This window comes from Novosphingopyxis sp. YJ-S2-01, from assembly GCF_016093175.1.
Classification (GTDB): Bacteria; Pseudomonadota; Alphaproteobacteria; order Sphingomonadales; family Sphingomonadaceae; genus Novosphingopyxis; species Novosphingopyxis iocasae.
In genome coordinates, this window is the sequence record NZ_JAEDAI010000001.1 from 2766176 (window position 1) to 2784279 (window position 18104).

General features: G+C 64.2%; 16 protein-coding genes. 12 read left to right on the forward strand and 4 right to left on the reverse strand.

What is annotated here, in order from left to right; translation table 11 throughout:
• The first annotated feature begins 9 nt into the window (after positions 1 to 9).
• Positions 10 to 1302, forward strand: coding sequence for a fumarylacetoacetase (fahA, locus tag I6A82_RS13580; protein WP_198095302.1), 1293 nt, complete (start codon positions 10 to 12; stop codon positions 1300 to 1302).
• A 27-nt stretch (positions 1303 to 1329) separates the two neighbouring features.
• The gene (maiA, locus tag I6A82_RS13585; protein WP_198095303.1) at positions 1330 to 1977 is read left to right on the forward strand and encodes a maleylacetoacetate isomerase; all 648 of its coding nucleotides are present in this window, start codon (positions 1330 to 1332) and stop codon (positions 1975 to 1977) included.
• Between the two features lie 59 nt (positions 1978 to 2036).
• On the opposite strand, the gene I6A82_RS13590 is transcribed toward maiA, so the two are convergent.
• The 3 genes from I6A82_RS13590 to mutM form a co-directional block, all read right to left on the reverse strand.
• Positions 2037 to 4124 carry a malate synthase G gene (locus tag I6A82_RS13590; RefSeq protein ID WP_198095304.1) on the reverse strand — a complete coding sequence of 696 codons (2088 nt, stop codon included), beginning with the start codon at positions 4122 to 4124 and terminating at the stop codon, positions 2037 to 2039.
• 12 nt (positions 4125 to 4136) lie between these two features.
• Positions 4137 to 5429: a phosphopyruvate hydratase gene (gene eno / locus I6A82_RS13595; protein WP_198095305.1), complete on the reverse strand. Its 1293-nt coding sequence runs from the start codon at positions 5427 to 5429 to the stop codon at positions 4137 to 4139.
• Between the two features lie 102 nt (positions 5430 to 5531).
• Positions 5532 to 6344, reverse strand: a complete 813-nt coding sequence (mutM, locus tag I6A82_RS13600; protein ID WP_198095640.1) for a bifunctional DNA-formamidopyrimidine glycosylase/DNA-(apurinic or apyrimidinic site) lyase — start codon at positions 6342 to 6344, stop codon at positions 5532 to 5534.
• A gap of 143 nt (positions 6345 to 6487) precedes the next feature.
• Between mutM and I6A82_RS13605 the strand changes: the two genes are divergently transcribed.
• The 6 genes from I6A82_RS13605 to I6A82_RS13630 all read left to right on the forward strand — a co-directional run bounded on the left by I6A82_RS13605 (position 6488) and on the right by I6A82_RS13630 (position 12334).
• Entirely contained in the window at positions 6488 to 7219 is a 732-nt protein-coding gene (locus I6A82_RS13605) for a class I SAM-dependent methyltransferase (RefSeq protein WP_187336884.1), read from the forward strand.
• Between the two features lie 19 nt (positions 7220 to 7238).
• Positions 7239 to 8786: a 2-polyprenylphenol 6-hydroxylase gene (gene ubiB, locus I6A82_RS13610; protein ID WP_198095306.1), complete on the forward strand. Its 1548-nt coding sequence runs from the start codon at positions 7239 to 7241 to the stop codon at positions 8784 to 8786.
• 5 nt (positions 8787 to 8791) lie between these two features.
• Positions 8792 to 10072 carry a bifunctional phosphopantothenoylcysteine decarboxylase/phosphopantothenate synthase gene (locus I6A82_RS13615; RefSeq protein WP_198095307.1) on the forward strand — a complete coding sequence of 427 codons (1281 nt, stop codon included), beginning with the start codon at positions 8792 to 8794 and terminating at the stop codon, positions 10070 to 10072.
• The gene (gene dut / locus I6A82_RS13620; RefSeq protein ID WP_198095308.1) at positions 10053 to 10502 is read left to right on the forward strand and encodes a dUTP diphosphatase; all 450 of its coding nucleotides are present in this window, start codon (positions 10053 to 10055) and stop codon (positions 10500 to 10502) included. The genes I6A82_RS13615 and dut overlap by 20 nt, the downstream gene beginning before the upstream one ends.
• A 31-nt stretch (positions 10503 to 10533) precedes the next feature.
• On the forward strand, positions 10534 to 11304 hold the full coding sequence (locus tag I6A82_RS13625; protein ID WP_198095309.1) for a HesA/MoeB/ThiF family protein: 771 nt from the start codon (positions 10534 to 10536) through the stop codon (positions 11302 to 11304).
• Positions 11305 to 11599: 295 nt separating this feature from the next.
• The gene (locus I6A82_RS13630) at positions 11600 to 12334 is read left to right on the forward strand and encodes a TonB family protein (RefSeq protein WP_198095310.1); all 735 of its coding nucleotides are present in this window, start codon (positions 11600 to 11602) and stop codon (positions 12332 to 12334) included.
• A gap of 60 nt (positions 12335 to 12394) precedes the next feature.
• Here the strand turns inward: I6A82_RS13630 and nhaA are convergent, their stop codons facing one another.
• Positions 12395 to 13720 (reverse strand): Na+/H+ antiporter NhaA, encoded by a 1326-nt coding sequence (nhaA, locus tag I6A82_RS13635; RefSeq protein ID WP_198095311.1) that lies wholly within the window; start codon positions 13718 to 13720, stop codon positions 12395 to 12397.
• Positions 13721 to 13837: 117 nt separating this feature from the next.
• Here nhaA and I6A82_RS13640 point away from each other — a divergent pair, with 117 nt between their 5' ends.
• The 4 genes from I6A82_RS13640 (at position 13838) to I6A82_RS13655 (ending at position 18059) form a co-directional block, all read left to right on the forward strand.
• A complete protein-coding gene (locus tag I6A82_RS13640) occupies positions 13838 to 15223 on the forward strand; it encodes a glycosyl transferase family protein (RefSeq protein ID WP_198095312.1) in 1386 nt (461 codons plus the stop codon).
• On the forward strand, positions 15220 to 16266 hold the full coding sequence (locus I6A82_RS13645) for a hypothetical protein (protein ID WP_198095313.1): 1047 nt from the start codon (positions 15220 to 15222) through the stop codon (positions 16264 to 16266). Before I6A82_RS13640 ends, I6A82_RS13645 begins: the two co-directional genes overlap by 4 nt.
• 114 nt (positions 16267 to 16380) lie before the next feature.
• Positions 16381 to 17295 carry a sulfite exporter TauE/SafE family protein gene (locus I6A82_RS13650; RefSeq protein WP_187336893.1) on the forward strand — a complete coding sequence of 305 codons (915 nt, stop codon included), beginning with the start codon at positions 16381 to 16383 and terminating at the stop codon, positions 17293 to 17295.
• Positions 17292 to 18059, forward strand: coding sequence for a TIGR02186 family protein (locus I6A82_RS13655; RefSeq protein WP_332310976.1), 768 nt, complete (start codon positions 17292 to 17294; stop codon positions 18057 to 18059). Before I6A82_RS13650 ends, I6A82_RS13655 begins: the two co-directional genes overlap by 4 nt.
• Positions 18060 to 18104 lie beyond the last annotated feature (45 nt).

An 18104-nucleotide genomic window follows, 5' to 3' on the forward strand; every position in this document is an offset into this window, starting at 1 on the left:
AAGGCTATCATGACCGATCAGACCCACAGCCCCGATCTCACCAGCTGGGTGAAAAGCGCCAACGGCCATGCGGATTTCCCGATCCAGAACCTGCCGCTCGGCATTTTCAGCGTCGGTACCGAAGGGCCCCGCGCCGGTACCGCCATCGGCGACAAGGTTCTCGATCTCTGGGCGGTTGCCGAACTCGGCCTGCTGCCGCGCGCCGATGTGGTGCCGCTGGAAGATCCGACGCTGAACGCCTTCTTCGCGCTGCCGAAGGAAACCCGCGTCGCCTTCCGCGCGCGCCTGTCCGAGCTTCTGAGCGATGAGCAGTATCGCGATCAGGTCGAACCGCTGCTGCACGACGCGGCGGACTGCACGCTGCACTTGCCAGCGCGGATCGGCGATTACACCGATTTCTACGTCGGCATTCATCATGCGATGAACATCGGCAAACAGTTCCGCCCGGATAACCCGCTGCTGCCGAACTATAAATATGTGCCGATTGGCTATCACGGCCGGGCCAGCTCGGTACGCGTATCGGGTGAGTCCGTCGTGCGCCCGCTCGGCCAGCGGAAAGCGCCGGACGAGGATGTGCCCACGCGCGGCCCCTCCCGCCGCCTCGATTACGAGCTGGAACTGGGCGTCTGGATCGGCCCGGGCAACGACCTCGGCCATCCCATCGACATCGCCGATGCGGGCGATCATGTCGCGGGCTTCGGCCTACTCAACGACTGGTCGGCGCGCGACTTGCAGGGTTGGGAATATCAGCCGCTGGGGCCATTCCTCGCCAAGAATTTCCACAGCACCGTTTCCCCCTGGGTGGTGACGGCGGAGGCGATGGACCCCTTCCGCAAGCGCCAGGCGCCGCGCCCCGAAGGCGATCCGGCACCGCTGGATTATCTGCACGACGCGGACGATCAGGCGCGCGGCTCACTGGCACTGGAGCTCGACACTTTCCTGCTGACTGCCAAAATGCGCGAAGCCGGTGACGCACCGCACCGCCTGAGCAAAAGTGCGGCGGAACATATGTATTGGACGGTCGCGCAAATCGTGACGCACCACGCGTCCAACGGCTGCGATCTGAGGCCCGGCGATCTTCTCGGCACCGGCACGATTTCCGGCTCGGATGAAGAGAGCCTGGGCAGCCTGATGGAAATCTCGCAGGGCGGGAAAACTCCGATCACGCTTCCGAATGGCGAAACGCGCAGCTTCCTGGAGGATGGCGACGAGATCATCCTGAAAGCCACCGCGCGGGCGGACGGGGCGGTGCCTATCGGCTTCGGCGAATGCCGCGCGGTCGTGATGCCGGCGCGCGCGTAAAGCGCTTTTTCAGACAGGAGAGCGCCGATGACCGACTTGATCCTCCACGGTTATTGGCGCTCGGGCACCAGCTACCGCACGCGGATCGCGCTGGGACTGAAAGGCCTGCGCTACGAATATCGCGCGGTAAACCTTCTGGCCGGTGAGCAGCGCGGCCATGGCTATCGCTCGCTCCAGCCGCAGGGTCTTGTACCTGCGCTGGAGGTGGATGGGCATGTGCTGGCGCAGAGCCCGGCGATCATCGAATATCTGGAAGAGCGCTGGCCGGAGCCCGCTCTGCTGCCCGCCGATCTGGAACAGCGCGCCGTGGTGCGCGCCATGGCGGCGGTGATCGGGTGTGACGTCCATCCGCTCGGCAATCTGCGCATCCTGCAATATCTGAAAGGCGAACTCGATGCGCCGCCGGAAGCCGTCAAAGCCTGGATCGCGCGCTGGATCGGCGACGGATTTGCGGCGCTGGAAGTCATGGTTAGCCACCATGGCGGCGCGTTCGCCTTCGGGGACGAGCCCGGCCTCGTCGAATGCTATCTGTTGCCACAAGTCTACGCCGCCGAGCGGTTCGAGGTGGACATCACGCCCTATAGACGCCTGCGCGCGGTAACGGAGCGCGCATTAGCGGACGAACGCATCGCGGCTGCGCATCCCGATCGCCAGCCGGATGCGAGCTTGAGCTAAACGGCCGGTTTTAAACCCCGGTCGTCCTGAGCCTGAACGGAAGGAAGGACGGCGGCGCCTTACCCCTCCATCTTCTTCTTGCGGCGATATTCGTGCAGCAGCGGCTCGGTGTAGCCGCTCGGCTGTTCCTCGCCCTCGAATACCAGCGCGCGGGCGGCCTGATAGGCGATACCGTCCAGCCCCGGCGCCATTGGACGATAGTTGGGATCGCCCTCATTCTGCATATCGACCTTTTCCGCCATGCGCCCGAACACCGCATCCACCTGTTCGCGGCTGGCGACGCCGTGCTTCAACCAGTTGGCGACATGCTGGGATGAAATGCGCAGCGTCGCGCGGTCTTCCATCAGGCCGACATCATGGATGTCCGGCACCTTGGAGCAGCCCACGCCCTGATCGATCCAGCGCACGACATAGCCGAGAATGCCCTGAATGTTGTTCTCCAGCTCGCGCTCCACCGCCTCTTCGGGGAAGTTCGTGTCGGTGGCGAGAGGCACGGTCAGCAGCTTGTCGAGCCCCGGCGTTTCCCGGCCCGCGACGTCGTTCTGAACATCGAACACATTCACGCGGTGATAGTGGACGGCGTGAAGCGTCGCGGCGGTCGGGCTCGGAACCCAAGCGGTGTTGGCGCCGGTCTTCGGATGGCCGATCTTCTGTTCCAGCATCTCGGCCATGCGATCGGGCGCGGCCCACATGCCCTTGCCGATCTGCGCCTTGCCGGAGAAACCGTGGGCTAGGCCGATCTGGACGTTGCGATCCTCATAGGCCGATATCCACGCGCTCGACTTCATCTCGCCCTTGGGCACCACTGCTCCCGCCACCATGCTGGTGTGCATCTCATCGCCCGTGCGGTCGAGGAAGCCGGTGTTGATGAAGAAGATGCGGTCCTTCACGGCGTGAATGCAGGCGGCAAGGTTCGCGGAGGTGCGCCGCTCTTCGTCCATCACGCCCATCTTGATGGCGTTGCGATCCAGGCCCAGCATGTCCTCGACCGCCGCGAACAGTGCATCGGCGAAGGCCACTTCTTCGGGCCCGTGCATCTTGGGCTTCACGATGTAGATCGATCCGGCACGACTGTTCGTCACCGAACCAGTGCCGTCGCGCTTGCCGATCAGCGCGGTGACGGCAGCGTCGAGAATGCCCTCGGGCGCCTCGCCGCCGTCCGGCAGCTGCACCGCGGGCGTCGTCATCAGATGGCCGACATTACGCACCAGCAGCAGGCTGCGGCCGGGCAGCGTGAATTCGCTGCCGTCGGGCGCGGTATAGCGCCGGTCCGGGTTCAGCGTGCGCGTCAGCTGCTCGCCGCCCTTTTCGAAGGTCTCGCTGAGTTCGCCCGTCATCAGGCCGAGCCAGTTAGTGTAACCCAGCACCTTGTCTTCCGCGTCCACCGCGGCGACGGAATCCTCCAGGTCCACGATGGTCGAAAGCGCCGATTCGAGTATGACGTCGGCGATGCCGGCAGGATCGTCCTTGCCGACCGGATGGTCGCGGTCGAAGCGTACTTCGATATGCAGTCCGTTGTGGCGGAAGAGGCGGCCCTTGCCGTCTTCGCTGGTACCGACGAACTGGCTGTCATCGGCCAGCGCGATGTCCCCTTCGGTCAGATCCGCCCAGCTGCTGCCGGCCAGCGGCACGGCTTCGTCGAGAAAGGCCTTGGCCCACGCGACCACCTTTGCGCCGCGCTTGGCATCGTAGCCGCGCCCTTCGGGCTCGCCGGAGATCGCGTCGGTGCCGTAAAGCGCATCGTACAGGCTGCCCCAGCGGGCATTGGCGGCGTTCAACACGAAGCGGGCGTTCAGTGCGGGCACCACCAGCTGCGGACCGGCCATCGTCGCAATTTCCGGATCGACATTCGCGGTGCCGATGTCGAACGCAGCCGGCTCATCGACCAGATAGCCGATCTCGCTCAGGAACGCGCGATAGGCCTCGCCTTCGCTGCGCACATCATGTTCGCGGTGCCAGGCGTCGATCTGCCGCTGCAGTTCCTCGCGCTTGGCCAGCAGATTGCGGTTCTGCCCGGCAAACCGATCATACAGACCGGCAAGACCGTTCCAGAAGTCCTGCGGCTCCACGCCGCTTCCGGGCAGCGCCTGCCCTTCGATGAAGTCCGCCAGCTGCTCGTCGACCTGAAGGCCTGCCCGTTCGATCATGATATCTGTCCTTTATCCGGTCTGGCCCATACGGCGCATGAAGTCCGCGCCCGCGAAATGCGCGTGACCACCCAATTGCTCTTCGATGCGCAGCAGCTGGTTGTACTTGGCCGTCCGGTCCGAACGGCTGAGCGAGCCGGTCTTGATGAGCCCGCAATTGGTGGCGACGGCGAGGTCCGCGATCGTCGTGTCCTCGGTCTCGCCCGAGCGGTGGCTCATCACCGCGCTGTACCCGTGGCGGTGCGCGATATCGACCGTCTCCAGCGTCTCGGTGAGCGAGCCGACCTGGTTCACCTTGATCAGGATGGAGTTGGCAAGGCCGCGATCGATGCCGTCGCGCAGGCGCTTTTCCTGCGTCACGAACAGATCGTCGCCGACCAGCTGGCATTTCGCCCCGATCCGGTCCGTCAGCTTCTTCCAGCCTTCGAAATCGTCCTCGTCCATGCCGTCTTCGATGGAAAGGATCGGATAGGCGCCCTGAAGCTTTTCCAGATAGGCGACCTGTTCGTCGATCGAGCGGGTCACGCCTTCGCCTTCATAGACATAAGCGCCGTCCTTGAAGAACTCGCTGGCCGCGACGTCGAGCGCGATCACCATGTCCTTGCCCGCCTCGAAACCGGCATCGCCCATGGCGCCCATGATGAAATCGAGCGCTTCCTCGGCAGAAGCAAGATTAGGCGCAAAACCGCCTTCGTCCCCCACCGCGGTATTCTGCCCTTTCTTGGACAGCGCAGATTTCAGCCCGTGAAACACCTCGGTGCCCATCCGCAGCGCCTCGGCAAAGCTGTCCGCCTTCACCGGCATGATCATGAATTCCTGGAAGTCCAGGCGATTGTCGGCATGCGCGCCGCCGTTGACAATGTTCATCATCGGCACCGGCATGGTCTTGGCATTCGCCCCGCCGACATAGCGATACAGCGGAAGCCCGAGGAAATTGGCCGCCGCATGCGCGGTGGCGAGCGACGCGCCGAGGATGGCATTAGCGCCCAGCTTGGACTTGTTATCGGTGCCGTCGAGCGCGAGCAGCGCGCGGTCGATGCCCACCTGATCCGTCGCGTCCTGATCGATCAGCGCATCGCCGATCGGCCCGTTGATCGCCTCGACCGCTTTCAGCACGCCCTTGCCGCCGTAGCGGCTCTTGTCGCCGTCACGCAGCTCGATCGCTTCATATTTGCCGGTCGATGCGCCTGAAGGCACCGCGGCGCGGCCCACCGTGCCGTCATAGAGATGCACCTCCGCTTCCACCGTGGGATTGCCCCGGCTATCGAGGATTTCGCGTCCGACGATCTTGGCGATACTGGTCATGGGAGGGCCTTCTTGGTGCGTGTGGATTCGATGCGCGTCGTCCTGACGCACCGGGCCGCAATAGGCAAGGCGGGGCCTACCCTTCGACGCAAGAAAATGGCGTCAGCGCTGGCAATCGGCGCAATAGAAGGTCGAACGGCCGCCCTCTGTCCGCCGCCGAACGGTGCCGCCGCAGGGACAGGTTTCTCCCTCCCGCCCGTAGACGCGCCACTGTTTGGCGAAATACCCAAGCTCGCCATCCGGCCGGGCATAATCGCGCAAGGTGCTGCCGCCCGCCTCGATCGCCGCCAGCAGGACGGTGCGGATCGCCTCCACCAGCCGCTCCAGCCGCTTGAGGCCAATCTTGCCCCCCTGCCGCCCCGGCGCGATGCCGGCCATGTTCAGCGCCTCGCAGACATAGATGTTGCCCAGCCCCGCTACGATGCGCTGATCGAGCAGCAGCAGCTTGATGGACGCAGTGCGGCCTGCCAGCGCCTGTTGCAGATGCCTTGCGGTAAAGTCCGGTCCTAGCGGCTCCGGCCCCATGGCGGCAAAGGGCGGCCAGGCGTCGATATCGGCCGTGGGCACCAGGTCGACCGAGCCGAAACGGCGCGGATCGTTAAGACTGAGGATGTGGCCACTGTCGACACCGACGATCAAATGATCGTGCGTGCCCAGTTCTTCCGGATCGATCCGCCAGCGCCCGGACATGCCGAGATGGAAGATCATCGTATCGCCACGGTCGGTTTCGATCAGCCCATATTTGGCGCGGCGGCCGAGCGCGGACACGGTCGCGCCGGTGAGGCGCTGGCGCAGGTCCTCAGGAAAAGGCCGCCGCAGATCCGCACGGCGCGCCTCGACGCCTGCGATACGCTCCCCCTCCATTACGGCAGCGAGCCCGCGCACGGTGGTTTCGACTTCGGGTAACTCCGGCATGCAAGCGATATAGACCTCACGGCGATCAATTCCATCGCCCGCATCGACGACGGCATTGTTCACAAAGCTCGCCCCACCCATCTAGCAAAAGCGCGCCCGCCTCCCTAAGGCGCTATCCACCGCTTTTACTTGAGGACCACGCCATGACCGACACCGTCTCCTTCGGCTATGAAGAGGTCGCACCCGAGGAGAAGACCCGGCGCGTCGGCGGGGTCTTTTCTAACGTGGCCTCCAGCTACGATGTGATGAACGATGCGATGTCGGGCGGCATGCACCGTCTGTGGAAGGACCGGTTCGTGCGCCTGGTCAAACCGCGCGAGGGCGAGGATATTCTGGATATGGCGGGCGGCACCGGCGATATCGCCTTCCGCCTGCAGGATCGCGGCGCGAACGTGACGGTCGCGGACATCAACCCGGAGATGCTGGCCGTGGGCATGGAACGCGCAATGAAGCGCGGGCGCGACGGGCTGGTCTGGACCGAACAGAATGCCGAGACACTGACCTTTCCGGACCGGCATTTCGATGCCTACACCATCGCCTTTGGTATCCGGAACGTCACCGACATTCCCGCAGCGCTGGCAGAGGCGCACCGCGTGCTGCGCTTCGGTGGGCGCTTTTTCTGCCTGGAGTTCTCGACCACGTTGTGGCCGGGCTTTGCCGATGTCTATGACTGGTATTCGATGAACCTCGTACCCAAGATCGGAAAGGCGATCGCGCGCGATGAAGACAGCTATCGTTATCTCGTCGAATCCATCCGCCGCTTTCCGGACATGGAGCGTTTCAAGGGCATGATCCAGGATGCCGGTTTCACCCAGGTGAAGGCCGAGCCGATCCTGGGCGGACTGGTCGCGATCCACAGCGGCTGGAAAGCGTGACAGGGGGCCACGCGCCAGCATGACCGCCGCCCGCACCCATATCTTCCGGCTTCTGAAATGGGGCCGCATTCTCGCACGCCACGGGGCGCTGCGCGATATCGAGAACGCACGCCAGACGCCGCTGCCGGTCAGGCGCCTATGCCGCATCGCGCGGTTCGGCACGATCCAGCCCAAACATCCAGATTACGCCGCGGCTTTTCGTGAGATCGGCCCGGCGGCAATCAAGTTGGGCCAGACCCTCGCCACCCGGCCCGATTTGGTGGGCGAAGATGCGACGCATAATCTTTTAGGCCTTCAGGATGCCCTGCCGCCCGAACCCTTCGACAAGATTTGCGAGCAGATCGAGCGCGCGCTCGATGCCCCGTGGGAAAAGTTTTTCCAGTCGATCGATCCCGAACCTATCGGTTCCGCATCGATCGCGCAGGTCCACAAGGCGGTGACGACCGACGGGCGAACCGTGGCCGTAAAGGTACAGCGCCCGGGCATCGACAAGCGCTTCCTGCGCGATATCGAAACCTATGAATGGGCCGCCGCGCATTTGGAGGCGTTCGGCGGAGAGGCCGCGCGCCTGCGCCCGCGCCTCACCATTGCCAACTTCAAGCGCTGGACGCTGCGCGAGCTTGATCTGCGGCGCGAGGCCGCTTCGGCGAGCGAACTGAAGGACGCCATGCAGTCCGAGCCGTTTTACGAGGTGCCCAAAATCGATTGGGACCGGACGGCGGGCAAAGTGCTGACGCTCGACTGGATCGACGGCATCAAGATCGCCGACCGCGAGGGCATTCTGGCCGCCGGCCATGATCCGCATGTGCTGGCCAACCGGCTGGTCCACGCCTTCCTCCGCCAGGCAATTTCGGAGGGTTTTTTCCACGCCGACATGCACCAGGGCAATCTGCTGGTGCGTTCCGACGGCACGATCGTCGCGATCGATTTCGGCATCATGGGCCGCATCGACCGCAAGGCGCGGGTCTGGCTGGCCGAAATTCTCTATGGCCTCATCACCGGCAATTATCGACGCGTCGCCGAAATTCATTTCGAGGCGCAATATGTGCCCGCGCACCATAATATGGAGGAGTTCGCCACGGCCCTGCGCGCGGTAGGCGAGCCAATGCGCGGCAAGCCGGTAAGCGAATTGTCGGTCGGCATGATGCTGGACGGCCTATTCGCCATCACCCGCGATTTCGACATGCAGACGCAGCCGCATCTCCTGCTTCTGCAGAAGACGATGGTGATGGTGGAGGGCGTGGCCACATCGCTCGATCCGGGCATCAACATGTGGGACACCGCCGCCCCGTTCGTGCGCGAATGGATCCGCACCGAGCTGGGCCCCGAAGCGAAGGCGGCGGACGGAATCCGGCGGCAGTTCGAAACGCTGGCGCTGCTGCCCGATCTCGTCCGGCGGCTCGATGCGCAATTGCCGCGTGAAGGCGGCGCCCCGCCCGCCCCGCCGCTGCCAGAGGTCAAGCTGATCTGGGACCGCGATCGTCCGCGCAGCACCGCGCTTGCGTTCACCGTCACGGCGATCATCGCCGCAGCCGCTGGCGCTGCGGGCATGGCCTGGCTGGGCTGATCGGGATGAGCAGCCCCTCCATCCTCCTGATCGTCGGCGGCGGCATTGCGGCCTACAAATCGCTGGAACTCACCCGCTTCCTGAAGCGGCAGGGCATCGCCGTTCGCGCGGTGATGACGCGGTCCGCGCATGAATTCGTGACGCCGCTCTCGCTGGGTGTGATGACCGAGGATCATGTATATTCGGACATGTTCGATCTGAAGGACGAGCGGGAGATCGGCCATATTCAGCTCTCGCGACAGACGGACCTGATCGTCGTTTGCCCGGCCACCGCCAATCTGCTGTCCAAGATGGCCGCGGGCCTGTGCGACGATCTGGCGACCACCGTTTTGCTGGCCACCGACAAGCGGGTGCTCGCCGTACCAGCGATGAACGTGCGCATGTGGCAGCATCCCGCCACGCAGCGCAATATCGCGCAGCTGCGCGCCGACGGGGTCAGCGTGATGGAGCCCGACAGCGGATCGATGGCTTGCGGAGAATATGGCCCCGGCCGCCTGCCCGAACCGCCAGACATCGCTCGCACCATCTGCGACATGCTGGGCCATCCGTTCGATCCCGCGCTGGCACAGCCGCGCTCCCCATCGACGGAGCCTGCCGATCCGCTGGCGGACCAGCCCGCCTTCGCGCCTGATGCGCACCGACCGCTTCATGGCAAGCACGTGCTCGTCACTGCGGGACCGACGCATGAGCCGATCGACCCGGTGCGCTACATCGCCAATCGCAGCTCGGGCCGTCAGGGCTTTGCGATTGCCGAAGCAGCAGCGGCGCTGGGCGCGGACGTCACCCTGGTGGCAGGCCCGGTCTCTCTCCCTACGCCGCCCGGCGTGATCCGCATCGATGTGGATACCGCGCGCGAGATGCAAGCGGCGGTCGATGACGCCCTGCCTGCCGATGCCGCCATCCTCGTCGCCGCAGTGGCCGATTGGCGCGCTGCCGAAGAGGCCGATCGCAAGATCAAGAAATCGGGCACTGGCCCCGCCCCGTTGGCGCTGACAGAAAATCCGGACATTCTGGCCGGGCTAGCGAGGAGCGAGCACCGCCCTGCCCTGCTCGTCGGCTTCGCGGCGGAAACCAACGACGTAATCGATCACGCCCGCGCGAAGCTGGAAACAAAGGGATGCGACTGGATCGTCGCAAATGACGTATCCGGTGACGTGATGGGCGGCGAAAACAACGCCGTACATCTGGTCACATCCAGCGGCGTCGAGAGCTGGGATAATGCGCCCAAAGGCGTGGTTGCGCGCAAGCTGATGGAAAGGATCGCCGATGCGCTTCGAACCGATTGAGATCGCGGTCAAACGCCTGCCCAACGGCGCAGGCCTGGACCTGCCGGGATATGCCACGGACGGCGCGGCGGGCATGGACGTGTGCGCCGCCGAAAGCCTTACCATCCGTCCGGCCGCCCGCGCGCTGGTCGCCACTGGCTTCGCTTTCGCCATCCCGCCAGGGTATGAGATTCAGGTGCGCCCACGCTCCGGCCTCGCCTTCAAGCAAGGTATCAGCGTGCTCAACACACCAGGCACCATCGACAGCGACTATCGCGGTGAGGTGAAGGTGCTGCTCGCCAATCTGGGCGAGGACGATTTCGCCATCCGCAAGGGAGACCGGATCGCCCAGCTCGTCGTCGCGCCGGTTCAACGCGGCCTCATGCGCGAGGTGGAAAATCTGGACGATACCGCTCGCGGCGACGGCGGATTCGGATCGACCGGGGTGTGATCGGTCTGCGTCTTTCCCTATCTCCCGCAGCATGACCACCCTCACCGACAACCAGCTGGACCGCTACGCCCGCCACATCGTGCTGCGCGAGATCGGCGGCTCCGGGCAGAAGAAGCTGCTCGGCGCCCATATTCTGATCGTTGGCGCGGGTGGTATCGGCTGCCCGGCGATCCAGTATCTGGCGGCGGCGGGCTTGGGCAAGCTGACTATCGTCGATCCGGACGCGGTCTCCCTCTCCAACCTCCAGCGCCAGCCGCTTTATGGCGAAAGCGACATCGGCGCGTCCAAGGCGCAGCGGGCAGCGGACGCGGTGCAGCGGCTCAATCCCGATGTGGCCGTCACCGCCTTAACGGAGCCGATCACGGCGGAGAATGCCGCCACCCTGCTCGCCGAAGCCGCGCCCGACATCGTGCTCGACGGCACCGATAATTTCGCCACGCGCCTGGTGGTTTCCGACGCCTGCGTGGCCGCGCGCATCCCGCTGGTGTCCGCCGCGATCGGTATGTTTCAGGGTCAGGTTGGAAGCTTCTACGGCCATGAAGCGGAGGCACCCTGTTATCGCTGCTTCGTCGGCGATGCGCACGACTCGGACGATTGCGATACTTGCGCGGACCAAGGCGTTCTCGGCGCGATGTGCGGTATGGTCGGCGGCATGGGCGCGATGGAGGCGATCCGCGCCGTCGCCGGGTTCGGGGAGGATGCGCGCGGAAAGCTGCACGTGATCGATGGCCTCAAGCCCTCGATGTACACTATGCGCTTGCCGAAGGACCCGAACTGCCGGGCCTGTGGAACCGGCAGCTGAGGAGCCGGCGCGACGCTTCAATAACCGCATCAACCCTTACATAGGCTTGCACACCGCCTTTCTCCGGCTATCCTGAAGCAATCATCAGGGGGGCGATTTCATGAGACTATTTCAGAACCGATGCTGGCTTACGGCTGCGGGCGTTGCCACCGTCGCGGCAGGTTTTTCAGGAACACCGGCGCTTGCCAAGGCTGATCCCCTGATACTCAAGCCGTCTTCGAAGTGGCACCTCGATTATTCCCCCGATAGCTGCCGCCTCGCCCGCCAATATGGCGAGGGCGACGATGAGGTTCTGATGGTTCTCACCCGCTACGATCCGGGTGTGGAGGCCGAAATGTTGCTGAGCGGAAAGCCGCTGCGCCCTATCCAAGACCGCAGCGAGGCGGACATTACCTTCGGTCCGCAGGAAGAAACCCTGGAGCGCGATTTTGTGCGCGGTGAGCTGGGCGATCGACCGATGATGCTGGTCCTCGGCACCTTCGCGCCCTGGAAGCTGAGCGAAGAGGAAGAAAAACGCCGCGAAGCGGCTCAAGACGAAGGCATACCTTTTGTAGAGGACGAAGCCAGCAATGCTGCGCGCTTTGCCTCAATGCAATGGATCGAGGTCGATGCATCTTTCATTAAGCCGATCCGGATGGAAACTGGGCCGCTGGACAAGCCGTTTGCGGCTTTCAACAAATGTATGGACGAACTCGTCCATCATTGGGGCGTCGACGTCGATCGTTATAAAGCCCGGATCCGAAATCCAAAGCCAGTGAACAGTCCCGGCAAATGGGTGGTCTCAAAAGACTATCCCAGCGAGGCGTTGCGCAGCGGCCAACAAGCGGTCATCCACTTCCGGCTGTCGGTCGACGCAGAAGGGCGGGTAAGCGATTGCCATATCCAGGGGGCAACGGCAGGCGACGGATTCAAGGAAGCCGTTTGTTCCGGCATTACCAAGCGCGCCCGCTTCGAACCCGCGCTAGACGCAGACGGCAATGCCATGGCGGGCTACTTTATCAGCACCGTCCGTTTCGAAATGCCGAGCTAAAATCGAACTGACGGCGGGAGCCAGCCGGACTGCGGGACAACCGCAGCCCGGCCAATCGGGTCACGCGCGCGCGGGAGCGGGTTCACTGGTGTCGGCTACGTCGCCATCCGCGTCCTGCTCCGCCGCTTCTTGCGCCTCGATCTCGTCATGCTTCTCATGCAGCGGGGTGAAGCGCAGGATCGCGTAGCCTACCAGGGCTGAGAGGATCGAGCCCATCAGGATGCCCACCTTTGCTTCTTCGCGCAGCAACGAGCTGCCCGCGAACGCCAGTTCGCTGATGAACAGGCTCATCGTGAAGCCGATACCGCAGAGCATCGAAACGCCGTAGATCTGCGGCCAGGTCGCCCCGCGCAGCTTGTGCGCCAAGCCAACCTTCACCGACAGCCAGATCGAGGCAAAAATACCCAGTTGCTTGCCGAAGAACAGTCCCGCAGCGATGCCGAGCGGCAGCGGCGCGAAGATTTCCTTCAAAGTCAGGCCGCCAAGTTCCACGCCCGCATTGGCAAAACCGAAGATCGGGATGATGACATAGGCGCTCCACGGTGAGAGATAATGTTCCAGCCGGTGAACCGGACTAACCTCTGAATCGGGTGCGCCGGGCGTGACGATGATCGGGATCATCAGCGCTGCAAGAACACCGGCGATGGTCGCATGGACACCCGACAGCAGCACGAAAAACCACAGGACCACGCCCAGGATAATGTACGGCCACAGAACGTGCACCTTCATCCGGTTGATGAAATACATCACCGCCATCGTGGCAGCGGCGAAGAACAGGAAGATGGTCTTCAGATTGGCGGTATAAGCGATGGCGATGATCGCAACCGCGCCCATATCGTCGACAATCGCAACGGTGAGCAGGAACAGCTTCAACGATGTCGGCGCGCGCTTGCCCAGAAGGGCAAGGACCCCGATGGCGAAGGCAATATCGGTGGCCGCGGGGATGGCCCAGCCGTTGACAATCTCGGAATTGCCGGTCGCGATGACGAGATAGATCACCGCCGGTGCCACCATGCCCGCAAAGGCTGCGATCACGGGCAGTCGCCGCTTTTCCCAGGTGGACAGGCGCCCGTCGACGAACTCGCGTTTGATCTCCAGCCCCACATAGCAGAAGAAGATCGCCATCAGGCCGTCGTTGATCCAAAGATGCAGCGTGTCGAGCTTCTGGATCGGCGTCCAGGGCAGCGTACCATGCAGGATCTCGTGATAATCGCGGTAGAGCCCGATATTGGCGATCAGCATCGCCAGCGCAGCCGCCAGCATCAGCAGCACACCGCCCGATGCCTCGCTGCGCAGAAACTGGCGCAGCGCCGAAATTACCTTATCCGGCACCACTTCGGCTTGTTCGAGTTCGGGTGTGGTGATCTTGTCGGGGCCATCTTCCATTCCCTCTCCTTAATCGCTGGCGAAACGATGTCCAGATTTCCGGGCCACAAGCGTTAACCCGATTGACATTCCATCCGAAACGGCGTGAATTTTCTGTCCATTCCGGGGGGAATCGAAATGGGGGAATGGCTCTTCTGGGCCGAGGCCGCGCAGCACGAATTGCTGCTGTTCTGCGGCATCTGGTTTCTGGTCGGCGCGGCCGACGATCTGGCGATCGATGTGCTGTGGCTCACGCGGCGCGCATGGTTTGCGTGTCGCGGCACGAAGCTGGCGCAGCATCTTCACCAGCTGGAGCCGCCGCGCGATCCGGGGCTGATCGCCATCTTCATTCCGATGTGGGACGAAGGAGCCGTCGCAGCACAAATGCTCGCGCGTTGTAGCGAGCGTTGGGCAGGCGCGAACTACCTCCTTCTGGTGGGCTGCTACCCGAATGATTTCGCCACGCTGGCCGCCGTCGACGCAGCTGGCCGATCGAACCCGCGCATCGTCGGCGTCGTCAATGCACGCCCCGGCCCCACCACGAAGGCCGATTGCCTGAACAGCCTCTGGAAAGAGCTGCTACGGCGGGAACGGATCGCGGGCGAGACTGCCAAAGCCGTGGTGCTCCATGACGCCGAGGATTTGGTCCATCCGGATGAGATTGCGCTCTATGATATCCTGATTGAGCGGTTCGACCTCGTCCAGCTTCCGGTGCGCGCGATAGCGGTTCCCGGTTCCCCGCTCGTGAGCGGCCATTATTGCGATGAGTTCGTGGAGGCCCATGACAAGGTCCTTGTGGTGCGCAGCTGGCTGGGCGCAGGGCTTCCCGCTGCCGGGGTCGGATGCGCCTTCTCGCGCAGCATGCTGGAGACGATCGCCATGCGGGAAGGCGGCGATCCTTTCTGCGCGGAGAGCCTGACCGAGGACTATGAGCTTGGCCTCAAGGTCCGCGCTTTGGGTGGGCGGCAGACTATCGCCCATATTCGGGGCCGCGACGGCAGCCTGATCTGCACCCGCTCCTGCTTCCCCGACAATTTCCGCGCCAGCGCACGGCAGAAGGCCCGCTGGCTCACTGGTATTGCGCTGGCCGGTTGGGACAGGCTGGGTTGGAGCGCCCACCCTTCGGAGCTCTGGATGCGCGTCCGTGATCGGCGCGCGATATTCGCCGCCTATTTGCTGCTGGCAGCCTATGTAGCGGGCCTTCTGACACTGGCGCTTCTGCTGACGAGACTGATCGTACCGAACCAGCCTTCGATCGGGGTGAGCGACCAGCTTTTGGTTCTAACCGGCATCACCTTTTCGGCGCTCCTCTGGCGGCTGCTCGTCCGATCGATCATGGTAGCGAGAGTTTATGGCCTCCGCGCCGCCTTATGGTGCGGGCCGCGCCTGCTGATGGGCAATCTGATCGCGATCGTCGCGGCAACCAAGGCGCTGCAAAACTACATCTCTTATTGCTTCGGCGGCGTGCTGCGCTGGGACAAAACGACACATCATTTCCCCCCTGATCCCCAGGACGTGCGATGAGAATGCAGCGCGGACGTGCGCTGCGTTTTCTGTTTCTGCTCATGGCGCTGTGGATCGGCGCGCGGATCTATCTGCTCTGGGGGCCGGGCGATGCGCCGGTCGCGGCGACGGAGCTTCTCAGAGTGACGACGACACCGAAGCCGAAAGCTTATCGCGCTGTTCCCGCGATGGCGATCATCACCGTCCCTTGGCAGCCTGCCTCGCCTGCTGCAGACCGATTAAGGCCGAAGCCGGCACCCGCCGCGCTTTTTCGCGCTTTCTCACCCAGAGAAGCGGATCGAATGCCACTTCTTTCCGGCACCGCGGTATCGTCTGGAGAGCGCCCTGCCTTGCCGTTAGAGCCCAGCAACGTCGCGCCGCCGCCGCTGCCGGTCATCATTGGAGAGGCTCGAAAAACGGACGACTGGTCGGTCTATTCCTACGCCTTTCTGCGCTTTGCCAGAGGCCAGGCCGATCTGGCCCAGACCCGCTATGGGGGCTCGCAGATCGGCGCGATCGCTTATCGCCGCCTTGTGCAGGCTAGCGCCGGGCGGATCGATGCGCTGGTGCGGCTGAACTACGCCCCGGACGATCCCCGCTCGCTGGAGGCGGGTGCCGGACTGCGTTTGTCGCCGCGGCAAAACCTCTCGGTCGCAGCCGAATATCGCCGCCGCGCGGACGGGACCGGCACCGCGATCGCTTATGCCGCGGGCGGCACGCAGGCCAAGCTGCCCGCTGGCTTCACCCTCGCCGCTTATGGTCAGGCAGGGCTATACCGGCAGGACGGGACGCGGGCCGAAGCAAGCACGCGCGTCTTCGCGGACGCCCAGATCACCGCCACACGCCCGCTTGCCGAGATCGGCGGCCTCGCGCTGGAAGCGGGTGCCGGAAGCTGGGCCGGCGGCACCGACAAGACCCTGCGCCTCGACATCGGCCCCCGCCTGTCCGCCAGCGCACCGCTGGGCGACACCCGCATCACCCTCGCCGCTGACTACCGCCTGCGCATCGCGGGCAACGCAGAGCCGGCCAACGGCCCCACGCTGACGCTATCGGCGGGGTTTTAGGGGCCGGTGCGCGGGCCTCGCGGCGCTCCGCGATCTGATACAGTCCGCTACGCGGCTTCACCGCTTTATCGCGCCGCAAAACACGGCTAGTCGGTCCTTGGAAGGACGGCCCCCTTGGACATCTACCTGCCGATCGCGAACCTGTCCGTGAACGGACTGGTGATCATCCTGCTGGGCGGGCTGGTCGGCTTTTTGTCGGGTATGTTCGGCGTGGGCGGGGGGTTTCTGACCACGCCGCTCCTGATCTTCTACGGCATTCCGCCCACTGTCGCCGCCGCGTCCGCCTCCACGCAGGTGACCGGGGCTAGCGTCTCCGGCGTGTTCGCGCATCTGAAGCGCGGAGGCGTCGATTTCCGCATGGGCGCGGTGCTGGTCTGCGGCGGTATCTTCGGCACGGGCGCGGGCGCATGGCTGTTCGCGCTGCTCACCCGGCTGGGGCAGATCGATACGGTGATCAACATCGTCTATGTCGTGATGCTGGGAAGTATCGGCGGATCGATGGCGGTGGAAAGCTTCCGCAGCGTGCGCGCCCTTCGCGGCGGCAAGCCCCTGCCCGCGCGCAAGCGGCGACACCATCCGCTGGTGGCGAACCTGCCCTGGCGCTGGCGTTTCTATCGCTCGGGCCTCTACATATCGCCGATCGCGCCGCTCCTACTGGGCTTTGCGACCGGCATCCTTACCATGCTGCTGGGCGTGGGCGGCGGGTTCATCATGGTGCCGGCCATGCTCTATATCCTGGGCATGGGAGCGCGCGTGGTCGTGGGCACCTCGCTGTTCCAGATCCTGTTCGTCACCATGACTTCAACGATGATGCACAGTCTCACCACCCATGCGGTGGACATCGTGCTGGCAATTTTGCTTCTGATCGGCAGCGTTACCGGGGCGCAGATCGGCGCGCGGTTCGCGCAGAAGTTGCCGCCCGAATATCTGCGCCTCGCCTTGTCCTGCATCGTGCTGCTGGTGGCGATCCGCATGGCGATCGGCCTTACCTGGCGTCCGTCCGAGATTTTTACGGTGGTGCCGCTGTGAAGCGTCTGCTGCTCCTCGCGCTCACACTATTGGCCGCCGCGCCCGCCGCCGCGCAAAAGGCACCGATCCTTGTGCCGGACGTCAGCCAGCACCGGATCGATCTGCAATCCGGCTTTACCGGCGCTGAGCTGCTTCTGTTCGGGGCCATCGCCTATCCCGGCGGACGCATTCCGGAAGGGCAAATCGATATCGCGGTGGTGATCGAGGGGCCGCGCAAGCCCATCACCGTGCGCGAGAAAGCGAAGCTCGGCGGGGTCATCTGGGTGAACGCGGAATCGAACAGCTATCGCACCGCACCCAGCTTCTACGCCGTCGCCTCCAGCCGCCCGATTGCCGACATCATCGATGAACGCGAAGCCTATGTCTACGAAATCGGGCTGAAGCATCTCCAGCTATCGCCGATCCAGGTGGGCGATACGCGCGAGCAACTGCGCTTCCGCGACGGCCTGATCGCCACCAATGTGGAGGACGGAAGCTATTCGCAATCCTCCGGCAGTGTCCAGATCACGCGCAAGCTGCTCTATCAGGCGCGCATAGAAATCCCGGCCAGTGTGCCGGTGGGCACCTATGATGCCAGCACCTACCTGATCCGGAACGGAAAGGTGGTGTCGGTGGCGGAAACCGAAGTGGTGGTGGGCAAGCGCGGGTTCGAACAGTTCGTTTCGATCGTCGCGGCCCGTTACGGCCTTGCCTACGGGCTGGTCGCGGTGTTGATCTCGCTCGGCCTTGGCTGGGCGGCGGGTGCCCTCTTCCACCGACGCTGACGCCGCCCAGCGGGGCGGTGCTGGCGCGTCCCAAGGGCGCTAAAG